The 26,107-nt window shown below is 70.1% G+C and carries 26 protein-coding genes and 1 tRNA gene; 13 read left to right on the top strand and 14 right to left on the bottom strand.

From position 1 onward, the window contains the following. From HLK59_RS25415 to HLK59_RS25385, 7 genes are all read left to right on the top strand, one after another. Positions 1-1,539, top strand: a 1,539-nt coding sequence (locus tag HLK59_RS25415; protein WP_171143815.1) for a PQQ-binding-like beta-propeller repeat protein, incomplete at its 5' end; no start/stop codon positions are given. A 53-nt stretch (positions 1,540-1,592) separates the two neighbouring features. Beyond that, a complete protein-coding gene (locus tag HLK59_RS25410) occupies positions 1,593-3,278 on the top strand; it encodes a PQQ-binding-like beta-propeller repeat protein (protein ID WP_171143814.1) in 1,686 nt (561 codons plus the stop codon). A 297-nt stretch (positions 3,279-3,575) separates the two neighbouring features. Beyond that, positions 3,576-4,283, top strand: a complete 708-nt coding sequence (locus HLK59_RS25405) for a response regulator transcription factor (RefSeq protein WP_171143813.1) — start codon at positions 3,576-3,578, stop codon at positions 4,281-4,283. Positions 4,284-4,695: 412 nt separating this feature from the next. Continuing rightward, positions 4,696-5,757 (top strand): galactose-1-phosphate uridylyltransferase, encoded by a 1,062-nt coding sequence (gene galT, locus HLK59_RS25400; protein WP_171143812.1) that lies wholly within the window; start codon positions 4,696-4,698, stop codon positions 5,755-5,757. After that, positions 5,754-6,722, top strand: a complete 969-nt coding sequence (gene galE / locus HLK59_RS25395) for a UDP-glucose 4-epimerase GalE (protein WP_171143811.1) — start codon at positions 5,754-5,756, stop codon at positions 6,720-6,722. Before galT ends, galE begins: the two co-directional genes overlap by 4 nt. After that, positions 6,722-7,873: a galactokinase gene (gene galK, locus HLK59_RS25390; protein ID WP_171143810.1), complete on the top strand. Its 1,152-nt coding sequence runs from the start codon at positions 6,722-6,724 to the stop codon at positions 7,871-7,873. The genes galE and galK overlap by 1 nt, the downstream gene beginning before the upstream one ends. A 183-nt stretch (positions 7,874-8,056) precedes the next feature. Then, the gene (locus HLK59_RS25385; RefSeq protein ID WP_171143809.1) at positions 8,057-8,734 is read left to right on the top strand and encodes a hypothetical protein; all 678 of its coding nucleotides are present in this window, start codon (positions 8,057-8,059) and stop codon (positions 8,732-8,734) included. Here the strand turns inward: HLK59_RS25385 and HLK59_RS25380 are convergent. After that, a complete protein-coding gene (locus HLK59_RS25380; RefSeq protein ID WP_171143808.1) occupies positions 8,731-9,186 on the bottom strand; it encodes a GNAT family N-acetyltransferase in 456 nt (151 codons plus the stop codon). The genes HLK59_RS25385 and HLK59_RS25380 overlap by 4 nt on opposite strands. Before the next feature lie 258 nt (positions 9,187-9,444). On the opposite strand from HLK59_RS25380, the gene HLK59_RS25375 reads away from it, so the two are divergent. Next, positions 9,445-10,212, top strand: a complete 768-nt coding sequence (locus HLK59_RS25375) for a response regulator transcription factor (RefSeq protein ID WP_171143807.1) — start codon at positions 9,445-9,447, stop codon at positions 10,210-10,212. Here HLK59_RS25375 and tamR read toward each other — a convergent pair. Next, complete coding sequence (gene tamR, locus HLK59_RS25370; protein ID WP_171143806.1) at positions 10,171-10,668, bottom strand: MarR family transcriptional regulator TamR; 498 nt, start codon at positions 10,666-10,668, stop codon at positions 10,171-10,173. The two genes, HLK59_RS25375 and tamR, sit on opposite strands and share 42 nt — an antisense overlap. 88 nt (positions 10,669-10,756) lie before the next feature. Between tamR and HLK59_RS25365 the strand changes: the two genes are divergently transcribed. Next, positions 10,757-11,572 (top strand): trans-aconitate 2-methyltransferase, encoded by an 816-nt coding sequence (locus HLK59_RS25365; protein WP_171143805.1) that lies wholly within the window; start codon positions 10,757-10,759, stop codon positions 11,570-11,572. Continuing rightward, the gene (locus tag HLK59_RS25360; protein ID WP_171143804.1) at positions 11,572-11,958 is read left to right on the top strand and encodes a VOC family protein; all 387 of its coding nucleotides are present in this window, start codon (positions 11,572-11,574) and stop codon (positions 11,956-11,958) included. Before HLK59_RS25365 ends, HLK59_RS25360 begins: the two co-directional genes overlap by 1 nt. Here the strand turns inward: HLK59_RS25360 and HLK59_RS25355 are convergent. The 4 genes from HLK59_RS25355 to HLK59_RS25340 are packed head-to-tail and all read right to left on the bottom strand — an operon-like array spanning position 11,933 to position 14,158. Further along, the gene (locus HLK59_RS25355) at positions 11,933-12,181 is read right to left on the bottom strand and encodes a type II toxin-antitoxin system RelE/ParE family toxin (protein WP_171143803.1); all 249 of its coding nucleotides are present in this window, start codon (positions 12,179-12,181) and stop codon (positions 11,933-11,935) included. The two genes, HLK59_RS25360 and HLK59_RS25355, sit on opposite strands and share 26 nt — an antisense overlap. Further along, positions 12,178-12,432 carry a type II toxin-antitoxin system Phd/YefM family antitoxin gene (locus HLK59_RS25350; protein WP_171143802.1) on the bottom strand — a complete coding sequence of 85 codons (255 nt, stop codon included), beginning with the start codon at positions 12,430-12,432 and terminating at the stop codon, positions 12,178-12,180. Before HLK59_RS25350 ends, HLK59_RS25355 begins: the two co-directional genes overlap by 4 nt. A gap of 41 nt (positions 12,433-12,473) precedes the next feature. Beyond that, positions 12,474-13,151, bottom strand: a complete 678-nt coding sequence (locus HLK59_RS25345; protein ID WP_171143801.1) for a TetR/AcrR family transcriptional regulator — start codon at positions 13,149-13,151, stop codon at positions 12,474-12,476. Beyond that, complete coding sequence (locus HLK59_RS25340) at positions 13,148-14,158, bottom strand: fatty acid desaturase (protein WP_171143800.1); 1,011 nt, start codon at positions 14,156-14,158, stop codon at positions 13,148-13,150. The genes HLK59_RS25345 and HLK59_RS25340 overlap by 4 nt, the downstream gene beginning before the upstream one ends. Before the next feature lie 302 nt (positions 14,159-14,460). On the opposite strand from HLK59_RS25340, the gene ppc reads away from it, so the two are divergent. Then, positions 14,461-17,202 (top strand): phosphoenolpyruvate carboxylase, encoded by a 2,742-nt coding sequence (gene ppc, locus HLK59_RS25335; protein ID WP_171143799.1) that lies wholly within the window; start codon positions 14,461-14,463, stop codon positions 17,200-17,202. A gap of 57 nt (positions 17,203-17,259) precedes the next feature. Here ppc and HLK59_RS25330 read toward each other — a convergent pair whose 3' ends face one another. The 6 genes from HLK59_RS25330 to HLK59_RS25305 all read right to left on the bottom strand — a co-directional run bounded on the left by HLK59_RS25330 (position 17,260) and on the right by HLK59_RS25305 (position 22,000). Further along, positions 17,260-17,763 (bottom strand): hypothetical protein, encoded by a 504-nt coding sequence (locus tag HLK59_RS25330; RefSeq protein WP_240982634.1) that lies wholly within the window; start codon positions 17,761-17,763, stop codon positions 17,260-17,262. Positions 17,764-17,827: 64 nt separating this feature from the next. Then, the gene (pth, locus tag HLK59_RS25325; RefSeq protein ID WP_171143797.1) at positions 17,828-18,430 is read right to left on the bottom strand and encodes an aminoacyl-tRNA hydrolase; all 603 of its coding nucleotides are present in this window, start codon (positions 18,428-18,430) and stop codon (positions 17,828-17,830) included. A gap of 81 nt (positions 18,431-18,511) precedes the next feature. After that, positions 18,512-19,096 (bottom strand): 50S ribosomal protein L25/general stress protein Ctc, encoded by a 585-nt coding sequence (locus HLK59_RS25320; protein WP_171143796.1) that lies wholly within the window; start codon positions 19,094-19,096, stop codon positions 18,512-18,514. A gap of 204 nt (positions 19,097-19,300) precedes the next feature. Beyond that, positions 19,301-20,281, bottom strand: a complete 981-nt coding sequence (locus tag HLK59_RS25315; RefSeq protein WP_171143795.1) for a ribose-phosphate diphosphokinase — start codon at positions 20,279-20,281, stop codon at positions 19,301-19,303. A gap of 78 nt (positions 20,282-20,359) precedes the next feature. Continuing rightward, positions 20,360-21,808: a bifunctional UDP-N-acetylglucosamine diphosphorylase/glucosamine-1-phosphate N-acetyltransferase GlmU gene (gene glmU, locus HLK59_RS25310; protein WP_171143794.1), complete on the bottom strand. Its 1,449-nt coding sequence runs from the start codon at positions 21,806-21,808 to the stop codon at positions 20,360-20,362. 120 nt (positions 21,809-21,928) lie between these two features. After that, a tRNA-Gln gene (locus tag HLK59_RS25305) sits at positions 21,929-22,000 on the bottom strand. Positions 22,001-22,257: 257 nt separating this feature from the next. Between HLK59_RS25305 and HLK59_RS25300 the strand changes: the two genes are divergently transcribed. After that, the gene (locus tag HLK59_RS25300) at positions 22,258-23,568 is read left to right on the top strand and encodes a histidine kinase (protein ID WP_171143793.1); all 1,311 of its coding nucleotides are present in this window, start codon (positions 22,258-22,260) and stop codon (positions 23,566-23,568) included. Between the two features lie 102 nt (positions 23,569-23,670). Here HLK59_RS25300 and HLK59_RS25295 read toward each other — a convergent pair whose 3' ends face one another. Both HLK59_RS25295 and HLK59_RS25290 read right to left on the bottom strand, forming a co-directional pair. After that, positions 23,671-24,165: an SUKH-3 domain-containing protein gene (locus tag HLK59_RS25295; RefSeq protein ID WP_171143817.1), complete on the bottom strand. Its 495-nt coding sequence runs from the start codon at positions 24,163-24,165 to the stop codon at positions 23,671-23,673. Positions 24,166-24,244: 79 nt separating this feature from the next. Beyond that, entirely contained in the window at positions 24,245-24,805 is a 561-nt protein-coding gene (locus HLK59_RS25290) for a YwqJ-related putative deaminase (protein WP_171143792.1), read from the bottom strand. A gap of 304 nt (positions 24,806-25,109) precedes the next feature. On the opposite strand from HLK59_RS25290, the gene HLK59_RS25285 reads away from it, so the two are divergent. Further along, positions 25,110-26,099, top strand: a complete 990-nt coding sequence (locus tag HLK59_RS25285) for an SMI1/KNR4 family protein (protein ID WP_171143791.1) — start codon at positions 25,110-25,112, stop codon at positions 26,097-26,099. The last annotated feature ends 8 nt before the right edge of the window (positions 26,100-26,107 follow it).

The following is a 26,107-nucleotide window of genomic DNA, read 5'->3' as shown; positions in this document are numbered from 1 at the left end:
CCCGGACCCGCCGGGCGGCCCCGGGCCGCCGCCCCCGACGGCCGGCCCGGCGCCGGCGACCCGCCCCAGCCGCAGTACCCCGGCGGCCCCGGCACCCCGCCGTCCGGCTCGCGCAACCCCTTCAAGGGCAAGCCGGCCCTCGTCATCGCCGCGGCCGTGGCCGGGCTGCTGGTGGTCGGCGGCACCGTGTGGGCGGTCTCCGGCGGCGACGACGACCCGAAGAAGCCGACCGCCAAGGAGAGCGGCAGCACCGAGCCGTCCGCCTCCGACGACCCGGTCAACCCGGGGTACGGCGACGGTGGCGGCGGCGAGGAGCAGACGGACCTCAACGAGGGCCGCCAGTCCGGCGAGTCGAAGGTGCTCTGGTACAAGGAGGCGCCCGACGCCCCCGGCAGCGGCGCGGACGCCCCCGGCATGTGGATCACCGACAAGACCGCGGTGAAGGCCGCGTACAAGCAGCTCTTCGCCTACGGCGTCGGCGACGGCAAGCCCGCCTGGGACCCGATCACCTTCGACCAGAAGATCTGCGCGACCACCCCGCAGCAGACGGCCGCCGGCAAGATCGTCGTGGCCTACATGAGCGGCAGCGGCGACCGCGCGGAGTGCAACAAGCTCCAGGAGATCGACCTCGACACCGGCGAGAAGGGCTGGAGCGGCGAGGTCGCCGACGGCGAACTGTTCGACAGCACCCTCCAGATCGAACTGTCCATCACCGGCAAGACGCTGATGGTGGGCCGCTCGATGTCGGGCACCGGGTACGACGTCGAGACGGGCAAGAAGCTCTTCGACAAGGCGAAGTACGGCGACGCCTGCTTCCCCAGCGCCTTCGCGGGCGGCGCCAAGCTCATCGCCGTCTCCTCCTGCGACGCCTCCGGTGACAACGAGCACGACGAGGTGCAGGAGCTGGACCCGACGACCGGCAAGGCCAGGTGGACCCAGAAGTTCGACAAGGGCTGGCGGGTCGCACGCGCCTACTCCGTCGACCCGCTGGTCATCTACAGCACCAACGAGGACAAGAACAGCTGGAACATCTCCACGTTCACCGACGGCGGCAAGTTCCGCTCCCAGGTCGCCTTCGACGAGGACTTCGCCCCCGCCTGCGACTGGGCGATCTTCGCGCGTGACCTGACGGGCTGCACGGGCGCGGTCGCCGACGCGGACACGCTCTACCTGCCCACCGAGGCCACCGCCGGCGCCAACGAGATCGTGGCGATCAACCTCTCCAACGGCAAGGAGAAGTGGCGCGTCAAGTCCCCGGTGGACGAGGCGATGCTGCCGCTGAAGATCGAGAACGGCAAGCTGATCGCCTACGTCCAGCCGTCCTACGACGCGGGCGGCCAGGTCGTCTCCCTCGCCACCACCGGCTCGGACCACAAGCCGGCCAAGCTGCTCCAGAACCCGGCGGGCATCGCCGACATCGAGGACGGCTTCTACTCCAAGGCCATCGACTGGGTCGACGGACGCTTCTACCTCTCGACCACACGGCTGAGCGGCAACGACGACACGCAGGAGAAGTTGATGCTCGCCTACGGCAAGTAGCCCACCGCCCCGCCACGTTCCCGTCGTCGTCCACTTCCCGAGGTACCCGCGTCATGACCCAGCCGCCGCCCCCGCAGGCACCGCCGACGGACCCGGGCTACGGCTATCCCGGGCAGCAGCAGCCGTACGGCCAGCCGCCGAACCCGTACGGGCAGCAGCCCGGCGGTCACGGCCAGCAGCCCGGAGGCTACGGCCAGCAGCCCAACCCCTATGGCCAGCAGCCCGGTTACGGCTACCCGCAGCCGACCATGCCGCTGCCCCCGCAGCCCGGTCAGCCGGCCGGCGGCGGGCGGAAGCTCAGTCCGCAGCTGGCGATCATCGTCGCGGCGGTCGTGGCGATCGCGCTGATCGTGGGCGGTGGTGTCTGGTACGCCTCCTCCTCCGGCGACGACAAGAAGGACACCGCGAGCACCAGCGGCGGCACCGGCGGTGGCGGCGACGAGAAGGGCGGCACCGGCGGCACCGCCGGCAAGGGCGAGGAGAAGGTGCCGTCCAGCACCGCCGCGTCCGTCCTCTTCCAGGTCCCGCAGCCCAAGCCGCCGGTCGACACCACGTACACGGTGAACGGCTCCTGGCTGACCGACACGGTCTACGCCAAGAGCGGCATCGCCGAGATCGTCGGATACGACCCCGCCAAGGGCACCAAGCTGTGGACGATCAAGCTGCCCGGCCCGGTGTGCCAGGCCAGCCGCCATGCCACCGAGAACGGTCTGACGGCCATCGCCTACGAGCCCGCGATGCCGACGAAGGAACGTACGGCCGGGTGCAGCCAGATCGCGGCGATCGACCTGACCGCGGGCAAGAAGCTGTGGACCAAGACCGCCAAGTCCGGTGACCGGCTGATCACCTGGGACAACATCACCGTCAGCGCGACCACGGTCGCCGCGGGCAGCACCAGCGGCGGCGGCGCCTGGGACATCGAGAGCGGCAAGTCCCTGTGGGCCCCGAAGCCGACCGACACCTGCTACGACGCGGGCTACGGCGGCGGCGAGAAGCTGGTCGCGGTCCGCAAGTGCGGTTCCTACGGCCAGCGCCAGCTGCACATCCAGACCATCGACCCGGCCTCCGGGAAGGTGATCTCCGAGTACAAGATGGCGACGGGCATCGAGTACGCGAGCATCGTCTCCACCGAGCCCCTCGTGGTGGCCGCCGAGGTCGGAGAGGTCGAGGGCGCGCAGGGCATCTCGGACGTCTTCGCCATCGACAACAAGACCGGCAAGCTGCGCTCGCGCTTCTCGGTGGATCCCGAGAAGTACATGGCCCGTTGCGACGGCATCACCAAGGTCGAGTACTGCTTCCAGATCGTGGTCGGCAACGACCGGCTCTACCTGCCGACCGAGGAGCGCGAGGTCACCGGCAGCGACTACTCCCGGACCAACTCGATCGTCGCCATCGACCTGAACAGCGGCAAGGAGACCGGCCAGCGCGCCGACGCGGGCGACGGCTACACGCTCACCCCGCTGCGCATGGACGGCGGCAACGTACTGGCGTACAAGCGGCCGCCGTACGACAAGGGCGGTCAGATCGTGACCATCGACGGCGGATCCTTCAAGGAGACCAAGCTCCTGGAGAACCCGGCGACGGACGCGGTGCGCGACGTGGAGACGAGCATGCTCCCCGAGTACTCCGAGATCCTCTACCGCGACGGACGGCTGTTCATGGCGCAGGTCTACGCGAGCGACTTCGGTGGCAGTTCGACCGAGAAGGAGTACCTCGCGGTCGCTTTCGGAACGAAGTGATCGCTCAGCGGGTGTGAATCCGCTGATGACCACGGCCCCGTCCCTGCTCAGGGGCGGGGCCGTGCGCGTACCACCCATCAACCTCGAATGCCGGAAATTCCGTCGATCCGGGGCACTTCTCACCAGTAGGGGGAGCGCAACGTCGAACAAGCGTGTAGCTTCCGGGGGCATGAAGAGCGGGGGAGCCGGGAGGGGGCTTCTGTCCGTGCGACCAGTGGGCATCCATAGTGGAGCATCCACAGCGGGGCATGGGGATCGTTGCATGGGGATCCATTGGGGGGACTGGGGGGTTGCTCGATGGGAGTGCGGCTCATGGTGGTCGACGACCACCGACTGCTCGCGGAGGCGCTGGCCTCGGCGTTGAAGCTGCGCGGGCACCGGGTGCTCGCGGCGGCGGCACCTGCCGCGGGTGCGGCGGAACTGGTGATCACCCGGGCACCCGAGGTGTGCCTGCTGGGCACGGCGACACCGGCCGAACCGGGCATCTTCGACCCGGTGGTGAAGATCAAGCGGGACCGTCCGCAGGTGGCGGTCCTGGTGCTGGGCCCGGTACCGAGCCCGCGGGGCATCGCGGCGGCCTTCGCCGCCGGGGCCTCCGGCTATGTACGCCATGACGAGCGCATCGAAGGCGTCGAGCGGGCGATCATGAAGGCGCGGGCGGGTGAGGCGGCGGTCGCGCCCCAGCTCCTGCAAGGTGCCTTCAGTGAACTCCTCAACCCGGCCGCCCAGCCCGACGACGAGGGCCAGCGCCTGCTCCAGATGCTCACCCCGAGGGAGGTGGAGGTCCTGGTCCGGGTCGCCGACGGCGAGGACACCCGCCTCATCGCCGCCGGCATGGGCATCGCCCCCTCCACCGCCCGCACCCACGTCCAACGGGTCCTGATGAAACTGGGCGTCGGCTCCCGCCTGGAGGCGGCCGCCCTGGCAGCCCGGACAGGCCTGCTGGACCGAGCGGGACCGGTGCCGCATTCGTCGTCCGAGCCGATCGGAGGCCTGGAGCCCTGAGCCACACGCCGCCGCCGTACCGTACCGGTTGCTCCGGTGGCGGGGTGGGGCGGAGTTTCAGCCGGGCCAGGAAGAAGATGCCGAGGACCAGCATTCCGAGCCGGTCCAGAGGTTGATGTCGACGCCGTAGAGGACGAACAGGCCGCCGATGATGCGGGCCGCGGTGGCGAGCTCATGATGTCCATCAGGTACGGGATCGCGTCGTTGTACCGGTAGCCCGATGCCGTGGCGCCGAAGCCGGGGACCAGGACCGCGCCGGGCCGTCAGCAGCCGGATATGGGCATTTTTTCAGGGTTTGCGTGGGAAGCCATTCAACCCTTCCACTGGTGCGCTTTGTTTGATTCCGACGTTGACGGGACTGTCGAGTTATGGTTACTTGTGTTTAGTTCTGTTTGAGTGAAGGAGTCCGGCGGTGAAGAAGACCTCGACCCGACTGGCCGACGGTCGCGAGCTCATCTACTACGACCTGCGCGACGACACCGTGCGGGACGCGGTCGACCGCCGTCCGCTGGACCGGACGGTCACCGCGTCCGAGGTCCGCCGTGATGTGCTGCTCGGTGACTCGGTCGCGATCGCCTCGCACCGCCAGGGCCGCACCTACCACCCGCCCGCCGACGAGTGCCCGCTGTGCCCGTCGCAGGGCGAGCGGCTCAGCGAGATCCCGGACTCGTCGTACGACGCCGTGGTCTTCGAGAACCGCTTCCCCTCGCTGGCCGGCGACTCGGGCCGCTGCGAGGTCGTCTGCTTCACCTCCGACCACAACGCGTCCTTCGCCGACCTCACCGAGGAGCAGGCGCGCCTCGTCCTCGACGCGTGGACGGACCGGACGTCGGAGCTGTCCCACCTGCCCTCCGTGGAACAGGTGTTCTGCTTCGAGAACCGCGGCGCCGAGATCGGCGTGACCCTGGGTCACCCGCACGGGCAGATCTACGCGTACCCCTTCACCACACCCCGCACCGCGCTGATGCTGCGTTCGGTCGCCGCCCACAAGGAGGCGACGGGCGGGGAGAACCTCTTCGACGCCGTCCTGGAGCGCGAACTCGCCGACGAGCGGGTCGTCCTGGAGGGTGAACACTGGGTGGCCTTCGTGCCGTACGCCGCGCACTGGCCCTACGAGGTCCACCTGTACCCGAAGCGCCGGGTGCCGGATCTGCTGGGCCTCGACGAGGACGCGCGCTCAGAATTCCCCAAGGTTTATCTGGAACTCTTGAGGCGCTTCGACCGGATCTTCGGCGAAGGTGAGCCTCAGACGCCGTACATCGCGGCCTGGCACCAGGCCCCGTTCGGCGCGCTGGAGGAGTTCGAGGGCGTCAGCCGTGACGACTTCGCGCTCCACCTCGAGCTTTTCACCATCCGCCGCACGCCCGGCAAGCTGAAGTTTCTCGCGGGTTCCGAGTCCGGCATGAACGTGTTCATCAACGACATCCGGCCGGAGGCCGCGGCCGAGCGACTGCGAGAGGTAGCGAGTTCATGAGCGGTAAGTACCTGGTCACCGGTGGCGCGGGCTACGTCGGCGGCGTGGTCGCCCAGCATCTGCTGGAGGCGGGCCACGAGGTCGTCGTGCTCGACAACCTGACGACCGGCTTCCGCGAGGGCGTCCCGGCCGGCGCGTCCTTCGTCGAGGGCGACATCCGCGACGCGGGCAAGTGGCTGGACGGTTCGTTCGACGGCGTGCTGCACTTCGCCGCCTTCTCGCAGGTCGGCGAGTCGGTCGTGAAGCCCGAGAAGTACTGGGACAACAACGTCGGCGGCACCATGGCGCTGCTGGGCGCCATGCGCGAGGCGGGCGTGCGCAGGCTCGTCTTCTCCTCCACGGCCGCCACCTACGGCGAGCCGGAGCAGGTACCGATCGTCGAGTCCGCGCCCACGCGGCCGACCAACCCGTACGGCGCCTCCAAGCTCGCCGTCGACCACATGATCACCGGCGAGGCGGCCGCCCACGGCCTGGGCGCGGTGTCGCTGCGCTACTTCAACGTGGCGGGTGCCTACGGCGAGCAGGGTGAGCGCCACGACCCCGAGTCGCACCTCATCCCGCTGATCCTCCAGGTCGCGCAGGGCAAGCGGGAGGCGATCTCCGTCTTCGGCGAGGACTACCCGACGCCGGACGGCACCTGCGTCCGTGACTACATCCACGTCGCCGACCTGGCCGACGCCCATCTGCTGGCCCTGAAGGCCGCGCGGTCGGGCGAGCACCTGATCTGCAACCTCGGCAACGGCGAGGGCTTCTCCGTCCGCCAGGTCATCGAGACCGTCCGCCAGGTCACCGGCCACCCGATCCCCGAGGTCGTGGCCCCCCGCCGCGGCGGCGACCCGGCGACGCTGGTGGCGTCGGCCGCCGCCGCCCGCGAGAAGCTGGGCTGGAACCCGTCCCGCGCGGACCTCGCGGGGATCGTCGCGGACGCGTGGGAGTTCACGCAGAAGATCGCAAGGGAGCAGTAGTGGGGCAGCAGGTGCGGGACGGTTTCGTCGAGCTCTACGGAACCGAACCCGAAGGTGTCTGGTCGGCGCCGGGCCGCGTCAACCTCATCGGTGAGCACACCGACTACAACGACGGCTTCGTGATGCCCTTCGCGCTGCCGCACACCGCCGTCGCGGCGGTCTCGCGGCGCACGGACGGTGTCCTGCGGCTGCACTCCGCGGACGTCGACGGCGGTGTCGTGGAGCTGCGTCTCGACGAGCTGACGCCGGAGGCGGACCGCGCCTGGACGGCGTACCCGTCCGGGGTGCTCTGGGCCCTGCGCGAGGCCGGCCACGCGGTGACCGGCGCCGACATCCATCTGTCGTCGACGGTCCCGGCGGGCGCGGGCCTGTCCTCGTCGGCGGCGCTGGAGGTCGTGGTGGCCCTGGCCGTCAACGACCTGTTCGAACTGGGCCTGGAACGTGGGCAGCTGGCGCGGCTGTGCCAGCGCGCGGAGAACGTCTACGTCGGTGCCCCGACCGGCATCATGGACCAGACGGCCTCGGCCTGCTGCGAGGACGGGCACGCGCTCTTCCTCGACACCCGCGACCTCTCCCAGAAGCAGATCCCCCTCGATCTGGCGGCCGAGGGCATGCGGCTGCTGGTCGTCGACACCCAGGTCAAGCACTCCCACAGCGAGGGCGAGTACGGCAAGCGCCGCGCGGGCTGCGAGAAGGGCGCCGCCCTGCTGGGCGTGGACGCGCTGCGGGACGTGCCCTACGGCGAACTGGACGCCGCGCTGGCCCGGTTGGGCGACGAGGAAGAGGTCGTACGACTGGTGCGTCACGTCGTGACGGAGGACGAGCGCGTCGAGCGGGTGGTGTCCCTGCTGGAGTCGGGTGACACCCGCGCCATCGGCCCCGTGCTGGTCGAGGGCCACGCGTCTCTCCGGGACGACTTCCGGATCTCCTGCCCGGAGCTGGACCTGGTCGTCGACACGGCTCTCGCGTCCGGCGCCCTGGGCGCCCGGATGACCGGCGGCGGCTTCGGCGGTTCGGCGATCGTGCTGGCGGACGTCGCCGACGTGGACACCATCACCAAGGCGGTGGAGGAGGCCTTCGCCGCGGCCGGGTTCACGGCGCCGCGCGTGTTCGAGGCGGTGCCTTCGCCGGGGGCGCGCAGGCTCGCCTGAGGTTCTCCGCTGTCGTCAGCCCCGTGCTCCTCGCCGAGCGCGGGGCTGACGCCTGTTCTGCCCGGCGGGTGCGAACACGCTGTGGGGATTGTCCCCGGGTCGTCCTGAGACCGTAACTCCCCGAACAGAACCCCTCGTTCCGTGTGACCGTGGGGCATGTCGCCGTGAGCGGAGGGGGATGTCATGGCTGTGCAGGGCGGTCCTCAGGATCCACCGCGCAAGGAGCCGGGATGCCTCAGGGGTCTGGTGGCTCTGGTCGTGTTCGTCGGGATCGTCTACGCGATCTGGTGGTTCACGGGTGGCAAGGACAGCGACGACGAGGCTTCCTCCACGCCGTCCGTGTCCGCCTCTGCCACCGGGGACGGCGGCGGCAGTTCGGGGGAGTGGCAGGTCGGCGACTGCGGTGGCCCCGATCCGGACCGGGCTCCGCGCGGGTACCAGGCGTTCGACTGCGACGACTCCGACGCCACCTTCAAGGCGCTGAAGATCATGGACGGCAGCATCCTGTCCGCCGCGGTCCAGTGCCCGGCGGGGACGGACGTGATCATCGAGGTGTCGATGAGCTTCGGGTCCGACGAGAGGACGAGCGGTGGCATCCCCACCGACACCGTCTGCGGGCGCAATCTCTCCGACGACCACCCCGGTGACGCGGGCGCGGGCGGCGGGCAGTTGGTGAAGGGGGACTGCGTCGCGGCGGACGTCCAGGAGATCGCGTGCGACAAGGCCGGTTCCGGTGACTTCAAGGTGCTCGGACTCGTCGATGCCGGTACCGCCCGCTGCCCTTCCGGCACCACCGACCCGATTCAGCTGACGATCGTGGTCGGGCGGCCGTACGACACCGTCTGCGGCCGCGAGCTCTAGCCGATCCGCTTGGTCAGCGTGTACTCGGTGATCCCCGGCGGATAGTCGGGGATCACGCACACCACCTCGTACCCCTGCCTCTTGTAGAACTCCGGCGCCTGGAAGTCCCAGGTCTCCAGGCGGGAGTCCACACACCCCCGCTCGTCGCGGGAGACGGTCTCCGCCGTCGCGAGCAACTGCGAACCGACGCCCGCGCCCCGCCACCGGTCGTCCACCCACAGATAGGTCACATGCAGCCATGTGGTCCAGGTGTGGCCGACCAGTCCGCCCGCCAGTCCGCCCGCCGTGTCCAACGCCCAGACATGGAGCGGACGTTCGCGTTCACCTGGGGTTCCGCGCAGGGCGCGCAGGATCGGGGAGGCCGCCGCGTTCGTGTCGCGGAGCCGCTGGCGGAGCAGATCACGTCGGGCTTTGTCGACTTCTGTCTCAATGCGAAACATGCGGCTCACCATAAACGTGCCGGACAGCCAGTTCTGCAAATTACCTTCCGCTCCCGGCCCCCGGCCGTACCCTGATGAACAGCACCGGTGGGGGCCGGTGCAGATCAGGGGGCGAGACAGTCGGGTACGGCGCCCGAAGTGGGGGTAGCAGTTCGGGCACGGCGGCGGCCGTGCGGCCATCGCGCTTCGGGCGTCGTACCCGCGCCGGTCTTACCGTCTCCCGACGATGGGGTATCCCCTGCTCTTGAAGAGCTTGGGGAAGGGGGTTTCGTGGTTCGCATCCGAGTCCTGGTCGTCGACGACCATCGCATCTTCGCCGAGTCGCTCGCCGCCGCCCTGGCCGCCGAGCCCGACGTCGACGTCTCCGCCGCCGGCAGCGGTCCCGCCGCGCTGCGCAGTCTGGAGCGCGCGGCCGCCGAGGGGCGCCGCTACGACGTGCTGCTCGTCGACGCCGACCTGGGCGGCAATGTCCAGGGCATCCGGCCCGCCGTGCCCGTACAGGAGGGCAATGAGGACGGGCTGGTCGACGGCATCTCGCTGGTGGCCGGGGTGCGTTCCGCACAGCCCGGCGTACGTATCGTCGTCCTCGCCGAGAAGGACGACCAGCGGCGTGCCGCGCTCGCCCTCCAGGCGGGGGCGTCGGGGTGGGTGGCCAAGGACTGTTCGCTGTCCAGACTGCTGACCGTCATACGAGGGGTGCTGCGGGACGAGACGCATCTGCCGCCCGCCCTGCTCACGGGGGTCCTCAGGGAGCTCACCGCCGCTCGGAAGCACCGCACCGAGAGCGAGAGGCTGGTGGAGTCCCTGACCCCGCGCGAGCGGGAGGTGCTGCGGTGCATGGTCGCGGGGCTCGGCAGAAAGGCCGTCGCCGAGCGGCTGTTCCTCTCGCCGCACACCGTCCGCACCCATATGCAGAACGTCCTCGGCAAGCTCGGCGTGCACTCCACGCTGGCCGCCGTCGCGCTCGCCCGCCGTGCCGGGGTGGGTCCGGTCGACCTAGCCGGGGATGTTGTCGAACGGGGCGGTCAACTGGCGTAGCAACCCCGCCAGTTCGCCCCGCTGGGCCCGGGAGAGCTCCGCGAGGATCGCGCGCTCCTGGGCAAGCAGTCCGGCGAGGGCCTGGTCCGCGCGGTCCTGGCCCTCGTCCGTCAGCCGGACCAGCACACCACGGCGGTCCGAGGGGTCCGGCAGACGCTCCACCAGGCCCTTCTTGGTCAGCCGGTCGATGCGGTTCGTCATCGTGCCCGAGGTGACCAGAGTCTGCGTCAGCAGCTGCCCAGGGGAGAGCTGATACGGCGTTCCCGCGCGCCGCAGCGCGGTGAGGACGTCGAACTCCCAGGGCTCCAGGCTGTGCTCGGAGAAGGCCAGTCGACGTGCCCGGTCCAGGTGCCGGGCCAGTCTGCTCACCCGGCTGAGCACCTCGAGCGGTTCCACGTCGAGGTCAGGGCGCTCCCGGCGCCACGCTGCGACCAGCCGATCGACCTCGTCCTCCATGGCGATCAGTCTAGTGGTTGTGTCGATGTGGAGTCTCTTGATGTGGAGTCTCTTGACGTCAAGATAAATCGGGGGTCACAGTGGAGCCATGACCGACAGTGGATCCAAGACGACGTGGGACCCCGCCCAGTACCTGCGCCACGCCGACCATCGCGCCCGCCCCTTCGCGGACCTCCTCGCCCGCGTCCCCGGGCTGCCCGCCGAGAAGGCGCCCCGCGTCGCCGACCTCGGCTGCGGCCCCGGCAACGTCACCGCCGTCCTCGCCGACCGCTGGCCCGGCGCCCGTGTCACCGGCTACGACAACTCGCCCGAGATGCTCGACCGGGCCCGCACCGGGCACGAGGGGCCCACACCGGGCGGCGGCCGCCTCGACTTCGCCCACGCCGACGTCCGCACCTGGACGCCCGCGGAGTCGTACGACCTCATCGTCAGCAACGCCACCCTCCAGTGGGTCCCCGGCCATGTGGAGCGCTTCGCCGACTGGATCGCGGGGCTCGCGCCGGGCGGCACCTTCGCCTTCCAGGTGCCCGGGAACTTCGGCGCCCCCAGCCACCGGCTGATGCGCGAACTCGCCCGCACCACCGGCCTCGGCGACCTCCTGCGCCACGACGACGCCGTCCTCACCCCCGAGACCTACCTGGAGCACCTCACCGCCCTCGGCTGCGCGGCCGACGTGTGGGAGACGACGTACGTCCATCTCCTCACCGGCGAGGACCCGGTCCTCGACTGGGTGAAGGGAACGGGACTGCGGCCCGTCCTCACCGCGCTCGCCGACGATCCCGAGGCCCGCGACGACTTCGTGGGCCGCTACCGGGACGCCCTGCGCAAGGCGTATCCGGCCGGCCCGCACGGCACCCCCTTCCCGTTCCGCCGGATCTTCGCCGTCGCCCGCAAGGGGGCGTGATGCTCGCCGGGATCGACCACGTCCAGCTCGCGGCGCCGCCGGGCTCCGAGGAGCGGCTGCGGGCGTACTACGTCGGGGTGCTCGGGATGGCCGAGGTCCCCAAGCCGCCGGTGCTCGCCGCGCGGGGCGGGTGCTGGTTCCGGGTGGGCGCGGTGCAGCTGCATCTCGGTGTCGAAGAAGACTTCCGGCCCGCACGGAAGGCCCATCCCGGGCTGTGGGTGACGGACATCGAAACGTACGCCGCGCGCTTGGAGGCGCGCGGCGCCGCCGTCTCCTGGGACGGGGATCTGCCGGAGTATCGGCGCTTCTACTCGTACGATCCCGTCGGCAACCGGCTGGAGTTCCTGGAGCCGGTGGGGTTCAGGCGGTCCGGCCCAAGTGGGTGACGAGAATACGGATCACGTCGTCGTCGATGATGTACAGGACGCGGTAGCTGTCCACGCGCAGGCGCCGGATGCCGACGCCGTAGGCGACGGAGTTGACCGGGCGTGGGTCGTGCGCCAGTTCGTCGATGGCGTCCAGGGTCGCGGACAGACCTTTGGGGTCCTCCTCCAGGAACCGGGTGGCGGCATCAAGGGCGTGGGGCTCGAAGATGATCTCGTAGGTCACTTCTTTTCCAGCCCCAGACGCTTGCGCACCTCGGCCATGGGAATGCCCTCGCCCAGCGTGCCCTCCGCCTTGCGCCGCTGATAGTCCGCGACGGCGAGGGCGTCCTCAAGATCCTCTATCACCGAGGGCGAGACCAGCAGCGCCGCCACGTGACCGTGGTCGGTGAGGGCGATGGTCTCCCGGCCGTGGGCCGCGCGGCGGACCAGGTCACCGAGCTGGGCGCGGGCCGCACTGATCGGAATCTCAGTCATGCGCCCAGCATTGCACAAGGTTAATCTACAGAAACCTTTGTTCAGCTTTTGCGGCGCCCTATCAGGTGGGGCTTCGCCTCCAGGCCGTCCAGGCCGTGCCAGGACAGGTTCACCAGGTGCGCGGCGACCTCCGCCTTCTTGGGGCGGCGTACGTCCAGCCACCACTGCCCGGTCAGGGCGACCATGCCGACCAGGGCCTGGGCGTACAGCGGGGCCAGTTTCGGGTCGAAGCCGCGGAGCTTGAACTCGCGGCCCAGGATGTCCTCCACCTGGGTGGCGATGTCCGAGATCAGCGAGGCGAAGGAACCCGTCGACTGCGGGATGGGGGAGTCACGGACCAGGATGCGGAAGCCGTCCGTGTACTCCTCGATGTAGTCCAGCAGCGCGAAGGCCGCCTGCTCCAGGAGCTCGCGCGGATGGCCGGCCGTCAGGGAACTCGTCACCATGTCGAGCAGGCGCCGCATCTCACGGTCCACCACGACCGCGTACAGGCCTTCCTTGCCGCCGAAATGCTCGTACACCACCGGCTTGGACACCCCGGCCTTCGCCGCGATCTCCTCCACCGACGTGCCCTCGAAGCCCTTGGCGGCGAAGAGGGTGCGACCGATCTCGAGCAACTGCTGACGGCGTTCGGCACCCGTCATCCGGGTGCGGCGCGTGCGCCTCGGCTTCTCATTGCTCTCGGTGCTGCTGGAGTCGGTCGCCACGGCGTCAATCATGCCGCCTTCACGGGCTCCTTCCCGCGCGGGGAGCCGCCTTCGTCGGTGTTACGACGTGAATCGATACGTGAGCGTGACGGCCAGCGGACGTCGTACGCCCAGCCGAACATCTCGAACCAGCGGATCAGCCGCGCCGAGGAGTCGATCTGGCCGCGCTCCACCCCGTGCCGCGCGGAGGTCGGGTCGGCGTGGTGCAGGTTGTGCCACGACTCGCCGCAGGACAGGACCGCCAGCCACCACACGTTGCCGGAGCGGTCCCGCGACCTGAACGGCCGCTTGCCCACCGCGTGGCAGATCGAGTTGATCGACCAGGTCACGTGGTGCAGCAGACAGACCCGGACCAGCGAGCCCCAGAAGAACGCCGTGAACGCGCCCCACCACGACATCGTCACCAGACCGCCGACCAGCGGGGGGATGGCCAGGGAGAACATCGCCCAGAAGATGAAGTCCCGGGAGATCCGACGGATCGCCGGGTCCTTGATCAGGTCCGGCGCGTACTTCTCCTGCGGGGTCTGCTCCTCGTCGAACATCCAGCCGATGTGCGCCCACCACAGGCCCTTCATCAGCGCCGGAACCGTCTCGCCGAACCGCCACGGGGAGTGCGGGTCGCCGTCCGCGTCCGAGTACTTGTGGTGCTTGCGATGGTCGGCGACCCACCGCACCAGGGGCCCCTCCACCGCCATCGACCCCGCGATCGCCAGCGCGATCCGCAGCGGGCGCCTGGCCTTGAACGAGCCGTGTGTGAAGTAGCGGTGGAAACCGATTGTGATGCCGTGGCAGCCGAGGAAGTACATGAGGACGAGCAGGCCGAGGTCCAGCCAGCTCACTCCCCAGCCCCACGCCAGCGGCACCGCCGCGAGCACGGCGAGGAACGGAACGATGATGAAGAGCAGCAGGGTGATCTGCTCTAGCGAACGCTTCTGCTCGCCGCCCAGGGTGGCGGACGGCATCGAGGGATCGTCGGGCGCCTTCGGGGCGTCTTCGATCACATCGGAGCTTGTGGTCATGGGGCGTCCCCTGTGGGGTTCGAGGGTTTTGTGACAAGGGCCTGGTCAGCGAAGTCCATGGAAGTAAAGCGGCACTTCCCTACGGTTCCGTAACCTACGGCGTCGTAAGTATGGCAGCGCGTCGCGCGACGGCAAGAGCCCGAGAGTCTGCGCGTCCGCACGGACACCTATCCTGGAGTCGTTCGGACAGCGCGGTCCGCTCTCATCTCTTCCCGGATGTCCGGTCCGTATGCGGCAGCCGCCGCGCGACCGGCACCGGGTTCCCTCCCGGACGAGCTTCAACACTGCAAGGAGCCGCACCTGTGAGCAGTGCCGACGACAAGACCGTTGCCCAGGAGACCACCTCAGCCGAGCTGCGCGCCGACATCAGGCGGCTCGGGGACCTCCTCGGCGAGACCCTCGTCCGGCAGGAAGGCCCGGAGCTGCTGGAACTCGTAGAGAGGGTCCGCAGCCTCACCCGTGAGGACGGTGACGCCGCCGCCGAACTGCTGCGGGGCACCGAGCTGGAGACCGCCGCCAAGCTGGTGCGCGCCTTCTCGACCTACTTCCACCTGGCCAACGTCACCGAGCAGGTCCACCGCGGCCGCGAGCTCAGGGCCAAGCGTGCCGCCGAGGGCGGTCTGCTCGCCCGCACCGCCGACCGCCTCAAGGACGCCGACCCCGAGCACCTGCGTCAGACGGTGCAGAACCTCAACGTTCGTCCGGTGTTCACGGCGCACCCCACCGAGGCCGCCCGCCGCAGCGTCCTCAACAAGCTCCGCCGTATCGCCGCGCTCCTGGAGACCCCGGTCCTGGAGACCGACCGCCGCCGCTACGACACCCGTCTGGCCGAGAACATCGACCTGGTGTGGCAGACCGACGAGCTGCGTGTCGTACGCCCCGAGGTGACCGACGAGTCCCGCAACGCCATCTACTACCTCGACGAACTGCACGCGAACGCGGTCGGTGACGTCCTGGAGGACCTGACCGCCGAGCTGGACCGCGTCGGCGTCACCCTCCCCGAGGACACCCGCCCCCTCACCTTCGGCACCTGGATCGGCGGCGACCGCGACGGCAACCCCAATGTCACCCCCCAGGTGACCTGGGACGTCCTGATCCTCCAGCACGAGCACGGCATCAACGACGCGCTCGACCTGATCGACGAGCTGCGCGGCTTCCTGTCGAACTCCATCCGCTACACCGGCGCGACGGAAGAGCTGCTGGCGTCGCTCCGGGCCGACCTGGAGCGCCTCCCCGAGATCAGCCCCCGCTACAAGCGCCTCAACGCCGAGGAGCCCTACCGGCTCAAGGCCACCGCGATCCGCCAGAAGCTGGAGAACACCAAGCTGCGGCTCGCCAGGAACACCCCGCACGAGGACGGCCGCGACTACCTCGGCACCGCCGAGCTGCTCCAGGACCTCACGCTGATCCAGACCTCCCTGCGCGAACACCGCGGCGGCCTGTTCGCGGAGGGCCGGATGAACCGTACGATCCGCACCCTCGCCGCCTTCGGTCTCCAGCTCGCCACCATGGACGTCCGCGAGCACGCCGACGCCCACCACCACGCTCTCGGCCAGCTCTTCGACCGGCTCGGCGAGGAGTCCTGGCGGTACGTGGACATGCCCCGCGACTACCGCGGCAAGCTGCTCGCCAAGGAGCTCAGGTCGCGCAGGCCGCTGGCGCCCACCCCGGCCCCGCTGGACGCGGCCGGCGAGAAGACCCTCGGCGTCTTCCACACCGTCAAGCGCGCCCTCGACGTCTTCGGACCCGAGGTCATCGAGTCGTACATCATCTCCATGTGCCAGGGCGCGGACGATGTCTTCGCGGCCGCGGTGCTGGCGCGCGAGGCCGGTCTGATCGACCTGCACGCCGGCTGGGCGAAGATCGGCATCGTGCCGCTCCTGGAGACCACGGACGAGCTCAAGGCCGCCGACACGATCCTGGAGGACATGCTCTCCGACCCGTCCTACCGGCGCCTGGTCGCGCTGAACGGGGACGTGCAGGAGGTCATGCTCGGCTACTCCGACTCCTCGAAGTTCGGCGGCATCACCACCTCCCAGTGGGAGATCCACCGAGCCCAGCGCCGGCTGCGTGACGTCGCGCACCGCTACGGCGTGCGCCTGCGCCTGTTCCACGGCCGCGGCGGCACCGTCGGCCGCGGCGGCGGTCCCTCGCACGACGCGATCCTCGCCCAGCCCTGGGGAACCCTGGAGGGCGAGATCAAGGTGACCGAGCAGGGCGAGGTCATCTCCGACAAGTACCTGGTGCCGTCGCTGGCCCGGGAGAACCTGGAGCTGACGGTCGCGGCCACCCTCCAGGCCTCCGCCCTGCACACCGCCCCGCGCCAGTCCGACGAGGCGCTGGCCCGCTGGGACGCCGCGATGGACGTGGTGAGCGACGCGGCCCACGCCGCCTACCGCCGTCTGGTCGAGGACCCGGACCTGCCGACGTACTTCGTCGCGTCGACCCCGGTGGACCAGCTCGCCGACCTGCACCTCGGCTCGCGGCCCGCCCGCCGCCCCGGCTCGGGCGTCTCGCTCGACGGACTGCGCGCCATCCCGTGGGTGTTCGGCTGGACCCAGTCCCGGCAGATCGTCCCCGGCTGGTTCGGCGTCGGCTCCGGCCTGAAGGCGCTGCGCGAGGCGGGCCTGGACACGGTGCTCGACGAGATGCACGAGCAGTGGCACTTCTTCCAGAACTTCATCTCCAACGTCGAGATGACCCTGGCCAAGACCGATCTGCGGATCGCCCGCCACTACGTCGAGACCCTCGTCCCGGCCGAGCTCCAGCACGTCTTCGCCGACATCGAGGCGGAGCACGAGCTCACCGTCCGCGAGGTCCTGCGGATCACCGGCGAGGCCGAACTCCTCGACGCCCAGCCCGTCCTGAAGCAGACCTTCGCCATCCGCGACGCCTACCTCGACCCGATCTCCTACCTCCAGGTCGCCCTGCTCAAGCGGCAGCGTGACGCGGCCGCCGCGGGCGAGGAGGCGGACCCGACACTGGCCCGCGCCCTGCTGCTGACGGTCAACGGTGTGGCGGCGGGTCTGCGCAACACCGGCTGACGGTTTCTCGTGGACACGACGGTGCCCCCGAGCCTCGTACAAGGCCCGGGGGCACCGTCAGATCGCCGCGAAAGCGGCGGTGAGCAGCGCGATCCCCGTCCCCGCCATGAGCCACGCGGCCCGGGTGCGCCCCAACCCGCCCGCCACCACGACCGACGCCAGCAGCAGCGCGCCGCCCAGCGGAACCCAGGCGTAGAGGATCCCGGCCGGCCCGGAGCGGACCACGTCGTCACTGCTGGGCTTCACGACGACGGTGTACGTCTGCCCCTTCTTCACCGCGACCGTTTTCTCGATGACGACCTTCGCGCGCGGCTCGGACCCCTGCGAGATCGGTGTGTAGGGCCCGGTGCAGGTGTCGTCCCCGCACCGCGTCACCTCGATCGTGCCGCTCTCCCGGCCCTTGGTCAGCATCACGTGCTGCGCGGTGCCCCACGAGGCCCACACCCCGGCGATCAGGATGAGCGCCGCGACCGTGCCCATCGCCGCGAGCCGTCCGAAGCGGAGGGCGGCGACCGAGGCCGGGCGGGCGGCCTGACGGGACTTGGCGGCGGTGGCAGGCATGGCGGGGATCATTGGCCATGCCTGAACAGCCCGTCAACTCCGGCCGTTTCCGCGGCCGGACAAGTCAGGAGTTGTACGTGCTTTGCGCCCGCTCCAGCCCTTCGATGACCAGACACTCCACGGCGTCGGCGGCCCGGTCCACGAAGTAGTCGAGCTCCTTGCGCTCGCTCGACGCGAAGTCCTTCAGCACGAAGTCGGCGACCTGCATACGCCCCGGCGGCCGCCCGATCCCGAACCGCACCCGGTGGTACTCCGCGGTGAACGCCTTCGTCATCGACTTCAGCCCGTTGTGCCCGTTGTCGCCGCCGCCGAGCTTCAGCCGCAGCGTCCCGTAGTCGATGTCCAGCTCGTCATGGATCGCCACGATGTTGGCGACGGGCACCTTGTAGAAGTCCTTGAGCGCGTTCACCGGCCCGCCGGACAGGTTCATGTACGACATCGGCTTGGCCAGGATCACCCGGCGGCTGAGCGGCCCCGGCGGCCCGATCCGGCCCTCCACGACCTGCGCCTGTGCCTTCCCGGCCCGCTTGAACCTCCCCCCGATCCGCTCGGCCAGCAGATCGGCCACCATGAAACCGACGTTGTGCCGGTTGGCCGCGTACTCCGGCCCGGGATTGCCGAGGCCGACGATCAGCCAGGGGGCGCCTGCGGGGGTCGTCACGTCCATCTCTCCTTCACGGTCCCTTGATACACGCCGACCGCCGCCCCCGAGGGGAGCGGCGGCCGGCATCCGGTGTTCCGGGGAGGATCAGGCCTCGGTGGCCTCGGCCTCGGCGTCCGCCGGGGCCTCCTCGGCCTGGGCGGCCAGGACCTGGAGGACGACCGCGTCCTCGTCGGTGGCCAGCGTGGTGCCCTCGGGCAGCGGGATGTCCTTGGCGAGGATGGAGGCACCGGCCTCCAGGCCCGCGATGGAGACGGTGACCGACTCCGGGATGTGCGTGGCCTCGGCCTCGACGTTCAGGGTGCTGAGCACGTGCTCGAGCAGGTACGGGCCCGACGCCAGGTCGCCCTCGGTGTGGACGTAGACCTCGACGTTGACCTTCTCGCCGCGCTTCACCAGGAGCAGGTCGACGTGCTCCAGGAAGCCCTTGATGGCGTCGCGCTGCACGGCCTTCGGGATCGCCAGCTGGGTCTTGCCCTCGATGTCCAGGGTGAGCAGGACGTTCGGGGTGCGCAGGGCGAGGTTCAGCTCGTGGCCCGGCAGCGTGATGTGGACCGGCTCGGAACCGTGACCGTAGACAACGGCGGGAACCTTGCTGTCACGGCGGATACGGCGGGCCGCACCCTTGCCGAACTCGGTACGGGTCTCGGCGGCGAGCTTGACGTCGGCCATGGTCACTCCTCGTAGAACAGTTGGGGAAGGTGGTCACCCGGCCAAACCATCGGCCTGCTACGAAGAGCGCGTCGATAACGGACCGCCGATACCCGTGTGAACAGGTACGGCCTCCCTCGCCGAGCAACTCGCGCAGTCTACTCGGCGGGGGAGGCCACAGAAAAATCGATCATGCAGAAGCGTTCAGCCGCTGGGGCGGAAGGCCTACTGCTCGTCGAAGAGGCTCGTCACCGAACCGTCCTCGAACACCTCACGCACCGCGCTCGCGATCGTCGGCGCGATGGAGAGGACCGTGATCTTGTCCAGGTCCTCGCCGACCTCGCCCGGCGTCGGCAGTGTGTCGGTGAACACGAACTCGCTCACCCGGGAGTTCTTGAGCCGGTCGGCGGCCGGACCGGAGAGCACCCCGTGCGTGGCGGTGACGATGACGTCCTCCGCCCCGTGCGCGAACAGGGCGTCCGCGGCCGCGCAGATGGTGCCACCGGTGTCGATCATGTCGTCGACGAGGACACACACACGGCCCTTGACCTCACCCACGACCTCGTGGACGGTCACCTGGTTCGCCACGTCCTTGTCGCGCCGCTTGTGCACGATGGCCAGGGGCGCGCCGAGACGGTCGCACCAGCGGTCGGCGACCCGCACCCGGCCCGCGTCCGGGGATACGACGGTGAGCTTGTCCCTGTCGACCTTCGCGCCCACGTAGTCCGCGAGCAGCGGAAGGGCGAAGAGGTGGTCGACCGGGCCGTCGAAGAAGCCCTGGATCTGGTCGGTGTGCAGATCGACGGTGAGGATGCGGTCGGCACCCGCCGTCTTCATCAGGTCCGCGATCAGACGCGCCGAGATCGGTTCACGCCCACGGTGCTTCTTGTCCTGGCGCGCGTAACCGTAGAACGGCACGATGACCGTGATGGAGCGGGCCGACGCGCGCTTCAGCGCGTCGATCATGATCAGCTGCTCCATGATCCACTGGTTGATCGGAGCCGTGTGGCTCTGGATCACGAAGCAGTCCGCACCACGCGCCGACTCCTCGTAACGGACGTAGATCTCGCCGTTGGCGAAGTCGAAAGCCTTGGTCGGGACGACCCCGACACCCAGCTGCTGGGCGACCTCCTTGGCAAGCTCGGGGTGGGCGCGGCCGGAGAAGAACATCATCTTCTTCTCGCCGGTCGTCTTGATCCCGGTCACAGCACTGTCTCCTCAGAGGTGTCTACAGCGGGGTGTGCACTTATCACGGTACGACGACTTTGGCGCACCTGTTTCCGGTCAGTCCTCGCGCTCCTGCTGGCCGGAGGCCGTCTCGGCGGCCTTCGCCGCCGCGCTGCCCGGACGCTTACGGGCCACCCAACCCTCGATATTCCGTTGCTGACCACGGGCCACAGCCAGCGAGCCGGGCGGCACATCCTTCGTGATCACGGACCCGGCGGCGGTGTACGCACCGTCCCCGACCGTGACAGGAGCCACAAACATATTGTCCGAACCCGTACGACAGTGCGAGCCGACGGTGGTGTGGTGCTTGTCCTGTCCGTCGTAGTTCACGAAGACGCTCGCCGCGCCGATGTTGGTGTGGTCGCCGATGGTGGCGTCACCGACGTAGGAGAGGTGCGGCACCTTGGTGCCCTCGCCGATCGAGGCGTTCTTGGTCTCGACGTACGTCCCGATCTTGCCCTTGGCGCCGAGACGGGTGCCGGGCCGCAGATAGGCGTACGGCCCCACGGTCGCGTCCGGTCCGACATGGGCGCCGTCGGAGACGGTGTTGTCCACGCGGGCGCCGGCTCCGACCACGGTGTCCTTGAGCCGGCTGTTGGGCCCGACCTCGGCGCCCTCGCCGAGGTGGGTGGCGCCGTGCAGCTGGGTGCCGGGGTGGACGAGGGCGTCCTGCTCGAAGGTGACGGTGACGTCGATCCAGGTCGTGGCCGGGTCGATGACGGTGACGCCGGCGAGCATCGCGCGGGTCAGGAGCCGGTCGTTGAGGATGCGGCGGGCCTCGCTGAGCTGGACCCGGTTGTTGATCCCGGCGATCTCGCGGTGGTCACCGGCGACGGAGGCGCCGACGCGGTGACCGGCCTCGCGCAGGATGCCGAGGACGTCCGTGAGGTACTCCTCGCCCTGCGAGTTGTCGGTGCGGACCTTGCCGAGAGCGTCGGCGAGCAGCTGCCCGTCGAACGCGAACACACCGGAGTTGATCTCACGGATCGCGCGCTGCGACTCGGAGGCGTCCTTGTGCTCGACGATCGCGGTGACGGCACCGGAGACACCGTCGCGGACGATACGGCCGTAACCGGTCGCGTCGGGGACCTCGGCGGTGAGCACGGTGACGGCGTTGCCGTCCGTGGTGTGGGTGGCGGCGAGGGCGCGCAGGGTCTCACCGGTCAGAAGGGGGGTGTCCCCGCACACGACGACGACGGTCCCGTCGACGACACCGCCCAGCTCTTCGAGCGCCATGCGCACGGCGTGCCCGGTGCCGTTCTGCTGCGCCTGGACGGCGGTGCGTACGGCGGGGTCGACGACACCGAGGTGCTCGGTGACCTTCTCGCGCGCGTGGCCGACGACGACGACGAGATTCTCGGGGTCCAACTCCCGCGCTGCGGCGAGCACATGACCCACGAGGCTGCGGCCACAGATCTCGTGCAGGACCTTGGGTGTGGCCGACTTCATACGGGTGCCCTCACCCGCTGCGAGAACGACGACGGCTGCCGGGCGAATGGCGCTCACGGGATGCCCTTCGGCTGTGAGGGGGTGGGTGACATCCGCAGGATACCGGGGCGTTTCATGGGGGACATGGGAGCGGGCCCTGACTGTGCTGTCACGGTCAGGGCCCGATCTGTACTGGTGCTCCCCCGCCAGGACTCGAACCCGGACAAATGGCACCAAAAGCCACGGTGCTGCCAATTACACCACGGGGGATGGAACTCGGTTCAACCCGACAAAGGGTCAGGTCGCCGAGCGGGCACCCAACACTATGCCGTACCGGGCCCCTTTCATGCGACGGTACAAGTCCTCGCCACCGGGGCGGAATTCGATCTTCCGGCATCGAACGGTGAGTGATTCGGCAGTTCGAGGGATATCGGGTTGTTTCGCATCCGGCCGGTCACGCAGTGTGGTGTAGGCCAATCCCGGAAACTCACCGGAAAACGCGCGCCGCCCGCCCGTAGGCTGGAGACATGACCACGACGGGGGAAGACCACGCCGCGGCCCGGCCAGGGCCCTGGTGGTGGGATCGGTGGCGCAGTGCCGTACTGGACGTGAGCCTGGCCTTCGCGTCCGTCGTCGAGTGCGGGGCGGAGGGGTACCGGTTCGCGGGGGACGCCGGAATTCCGCGCGCCGCGGGGATCGTGTTCGGCGTTCTCGCCGGGTCCGCGCTGCTCGTGCGGCGGAAGTGGCCCATCGCCGTCGTGCTCGTCTCCATCGCCATCACGCCCGCCCAGATGGGCTACCTCATGGCCATCGTCGGCCTCTACACCCTGGCCGCCTCCGAACTGCCCCGCCGGATCATCGGCTCCCTCGCGGGGATGTCGCTGGTCGGGCAGCTGATCGTGATGTTCGTACGGATACGGCAGGGCACCACGCGCGGGGGCTGGGAGCTCGGGGACTGGTTCGTCCCCTTCGCCGCGATCACCATCGCCGTCGGACTGACCGCGCCTCCGCTGCTCCTCGGGCTGTACGTCGGTGCCCGGCGCCGGCTGATGGAGAGCCTGCGGGAACGGGCCGACAGCCTGGAGCGGGAGCTCCAACTGCTCGCCGAGCGGGCCGAGGAGCGCGCCGAGTGGGCGCGCGGCGAGGAGCGGACCCGGATCGCCCGGGAGATGCACGACGTCGTCGCGCACCGGGTGAGCCTCATGGTCGTGCATGCCGCCGCCTTGCAGGCCGTCGCCCGCAAGGATCCCGAGAAGGCCGTCAAGAACGCCGCCCTCGTCGGGGACATGGGGCGCCAGGCGCTCACCGAACTGCGGGAGATGCTCGGGGTGCTGCGCAGCGGGGAGGGCGTCAAGAGCGTCCGGTCGCCCGACTCCGTGCCGCTCGCCGCCGTCGGTGTCGCCGCGGCCGCCGCCGCCTCGCGGGCCGCCGACGAGTCGGACGGACCCTGTCTGTCCGAACTGGAGGAGCTGATCGGGCAGTCGGCCGCCGCGGGGATGGTCGTGGACCTGACCGTCGAGGGCGATGCCAAGGACTACGGCGCGGACATCGAGCAGACCGCGTACCGCGTCGTCCAGGAGGCGTTGACCAACGTCCACAAGCACGCGGCGGGCGCCAAGACGCATGTGCGGCTCGCGCACCGGGTGTCCGAGATCGCCATGCAGGTGGAGAACGAGCCGCCGCCGGAGGTGTCGGTGGCGTCGTCGGCGCGGCTGCCGTCCGGGGGGAACGGGCTCATCGGGATGAAGGAGCGGGTCGTCGCGCTGGGCGGGGTGTTCGTGTCCGGGCCGACCGATGCGGGGGGCTTTCGGGTGTCGGCGGTCATTCCGGCGGCGTGACCCGGTCCTCGGCACCCCGTTGGCGGCACTCGATCGCCGGCATTCGCTCGTCGGTGCCTGTCAGGTCGTGGCGGGTGCCTGTTCGTCGTCCTTCCCGGTACGTCAGCCCGCCGTGAGCCGTACCGGTTCGATGCCCGCGACGAGGGCGGCCAGGGCCTGGTCGATGTCGGGGCCGAGGTACCAGTCGCCGGTGTGGTCGAGGGCGTAGGCGCGGCCCTCGGTGTCGATGGCCAGGAGCGCCGCGCTCTCGGTCTCGGCGCCTAGGGGGCAGACCTCGGTGTCGAGGGCACGGCCGAGATCGGCGAGGGTGCGGGCCATGTGGAGGCCGTGCAGGGGGTCGAGGTGCAGGCTCGCGGGGGCGACCTGGCGGCCGGGCCCGGTGGGTGCGATGTGCAGACCGCCGAATTCGGCCCAGGCCTCGACGGCGGCCGGGAAGACGGCGTGGCGATGGCCCGCCGGGGAGGCGTGTTCACGCAGGGCGTCGGCCCAGATCTCGGCCTGCTTGATGTCCCAGCGCCCGGGTTGCCAGCCGGCCGCGCGCAGGGCGGCGTCGACGGGTACGGGGAAGCGGGTGGTACTGGTGCGGTCGGGGTGCATCTGCCCTTCGATCGTCGAGGTCATGGGTCGGCGCCGGTGGGCGCGGTGGTGCCGGTGGTCCTGCGTGGGGGTGGGGGCGTCAGCTGTCCGGGGCCGCCGGGTCGACGACGCGTACGCCGAAGTGGGCGCTCAGGGCGGTACAGGCGCGGCAGGGGGCGGCGAAGCTGCCGTGGAGGGGGTCGCCGTCCTCACGGATGCGGCGGGCGGTGAGCTTGGCCTGCTTGAGGGCCTTGCGGGCCTCGCCGTTGGTCATGGGTCTGCGGGCGGCGCGTCTGCTGCGGGCCTCGTCGGCGGCGGCGAGATGGCGGGAGATGAGGATCGTCTCGGCGCAGCGGCCGGTGAAGCGGTCGCGCTGGGCGGAGGTGAGGGTGTCGAGGAAGTCCTGTACGAGCGGGTGCAGGGGCGGGCCCTGGTCGCCGCGGGCGGCGGTGCCGGTGAGCGTGGCGCCGCGGACGGAGAGGGCGGCGGCGACGGTCGGGAGTATGCCGTCGCGGCGGTGCCGGAGAGTGGGTGCGTGAGCCGCTTCGGTGCTGCTCCAGCCGATCCGAGGATCGCCGGACATATCGGTCCGCGGGTCGTGGGACGTGGTTGGTCGCGGCCCTGTCTGCGGTCCCGTCTGCGTCGTATTCATGATCATCATCCCCTCCCGAGCATCCCCCCGGACGACACAGAGTGCCAAATGCCGTGGCTGGTGCGGAAGCTGGGGCGGCGCGACACGCCCGGGTTTGGGCGGGCTGTCACGACGGGGTGACGGCTGGTCACGGAAGCGGAGGGCGGCTGACCGGCGCCCGGTGACCGGTGTCGTCGTACCGCATAGGCTGTCGGCACCCGCATGTATGCGGTCAACGCGTCGGAGAAGTCGATACGGGCTGGGGCGGGTCGGAGCCGGGTGTACCGGAACCGGTCGTCGAGGCTCGTACAGAGTGCCGCAGGGGGCAACCGCCATGACGACAGGTCGGCTCGGGCAGCAAGCCGCGCCGCCGAACGCGGCCTACGCCGGGCAGGTCGTGCATTTCCCGGATCCGGTCCGGGCCGCACGTCACCCCAGGGGGGTGCGGGTGGACGAGCACGGCTACCCGGACTTCTCCGCGTATGCGCGTGCCGCCACGGAGATCGCCGATCCACCGGAGGGGTTCGGCGTCGACGAGCTCCGGCTGACGGACTACGTGTCGGCCAACGCGGCCCTTTCGGCGACCGGTCATGAACTGTGGGACACGGTGCCCGCGGTGGCGACCCCGCACGGCTGGACGTGGCACCACGTGGTGGGCTCGCGGCGGCTCGAACTGGTGCCCGTCGAGGTGAAGGCGCTGCTGCGGCACCACGGAGGTATCGCGACGGCCGCGGTGGACCACGGGAAGCGGGGGACGCGGCCCTTGCAGGAGACGCGGCCCGCGCACTTCGGTCTGCCGAAGTCGGGTGCGGCGGTGTCGGAGTCGCAGGTTCTGGGGGTCGAGGAGGACCTCGGGTACCGGCTGCCGGGTGCGTACCGGTCGTTCCTGAAGGCGGCGGGCGGCTGCGCCCCCGTGGGCGCGGCGCTGGACCCGGAGCTCGGTCTCCTGGTCGACCAGCCGTTCTTCACCGTGCGGGACGAGGCCGCCGTCAACGACCTCGTCTACGTCAACAAGTGCCTGCGCGACCATCTGACCAAGGACTACCTCGGCGTCGGCTTCGTCCAGGGCGGACTGCTGGCCGTGAAGGTCAAGGGTGAGGGGATCGGATCGGTCTGGTTCTGCGCCTACGACGACGCGCGGGACGTGGATCCCTCCGTTCCGCCCGCCGACCGGGTGGCGGGGCTGCTGCTGCCGTGCGGCGAGGACTTCGACGCCTTCCTGTCCCGACTGGCGGGCAATCCGCCCGAGTTGGAGACGGTGGCGAACCTGATGGTGGACGGCGGGTTCGCGCGGTCCGTGCCGGTTTCCGGGGCTGGGGAGTGAACTGAGCG

This window comes from Streptomyces sp. S3(2020) (genome assembly GCF_013044505.1).
Taxonomy (GTDB): Bacteria; Actinomycetota; Actinomycetes; order Streptomycetales; family Streptomycetaceae; genus Streptomyces.
This window is presented reverse-complemented; position numbering and strand designations above follow the sequence as displayed.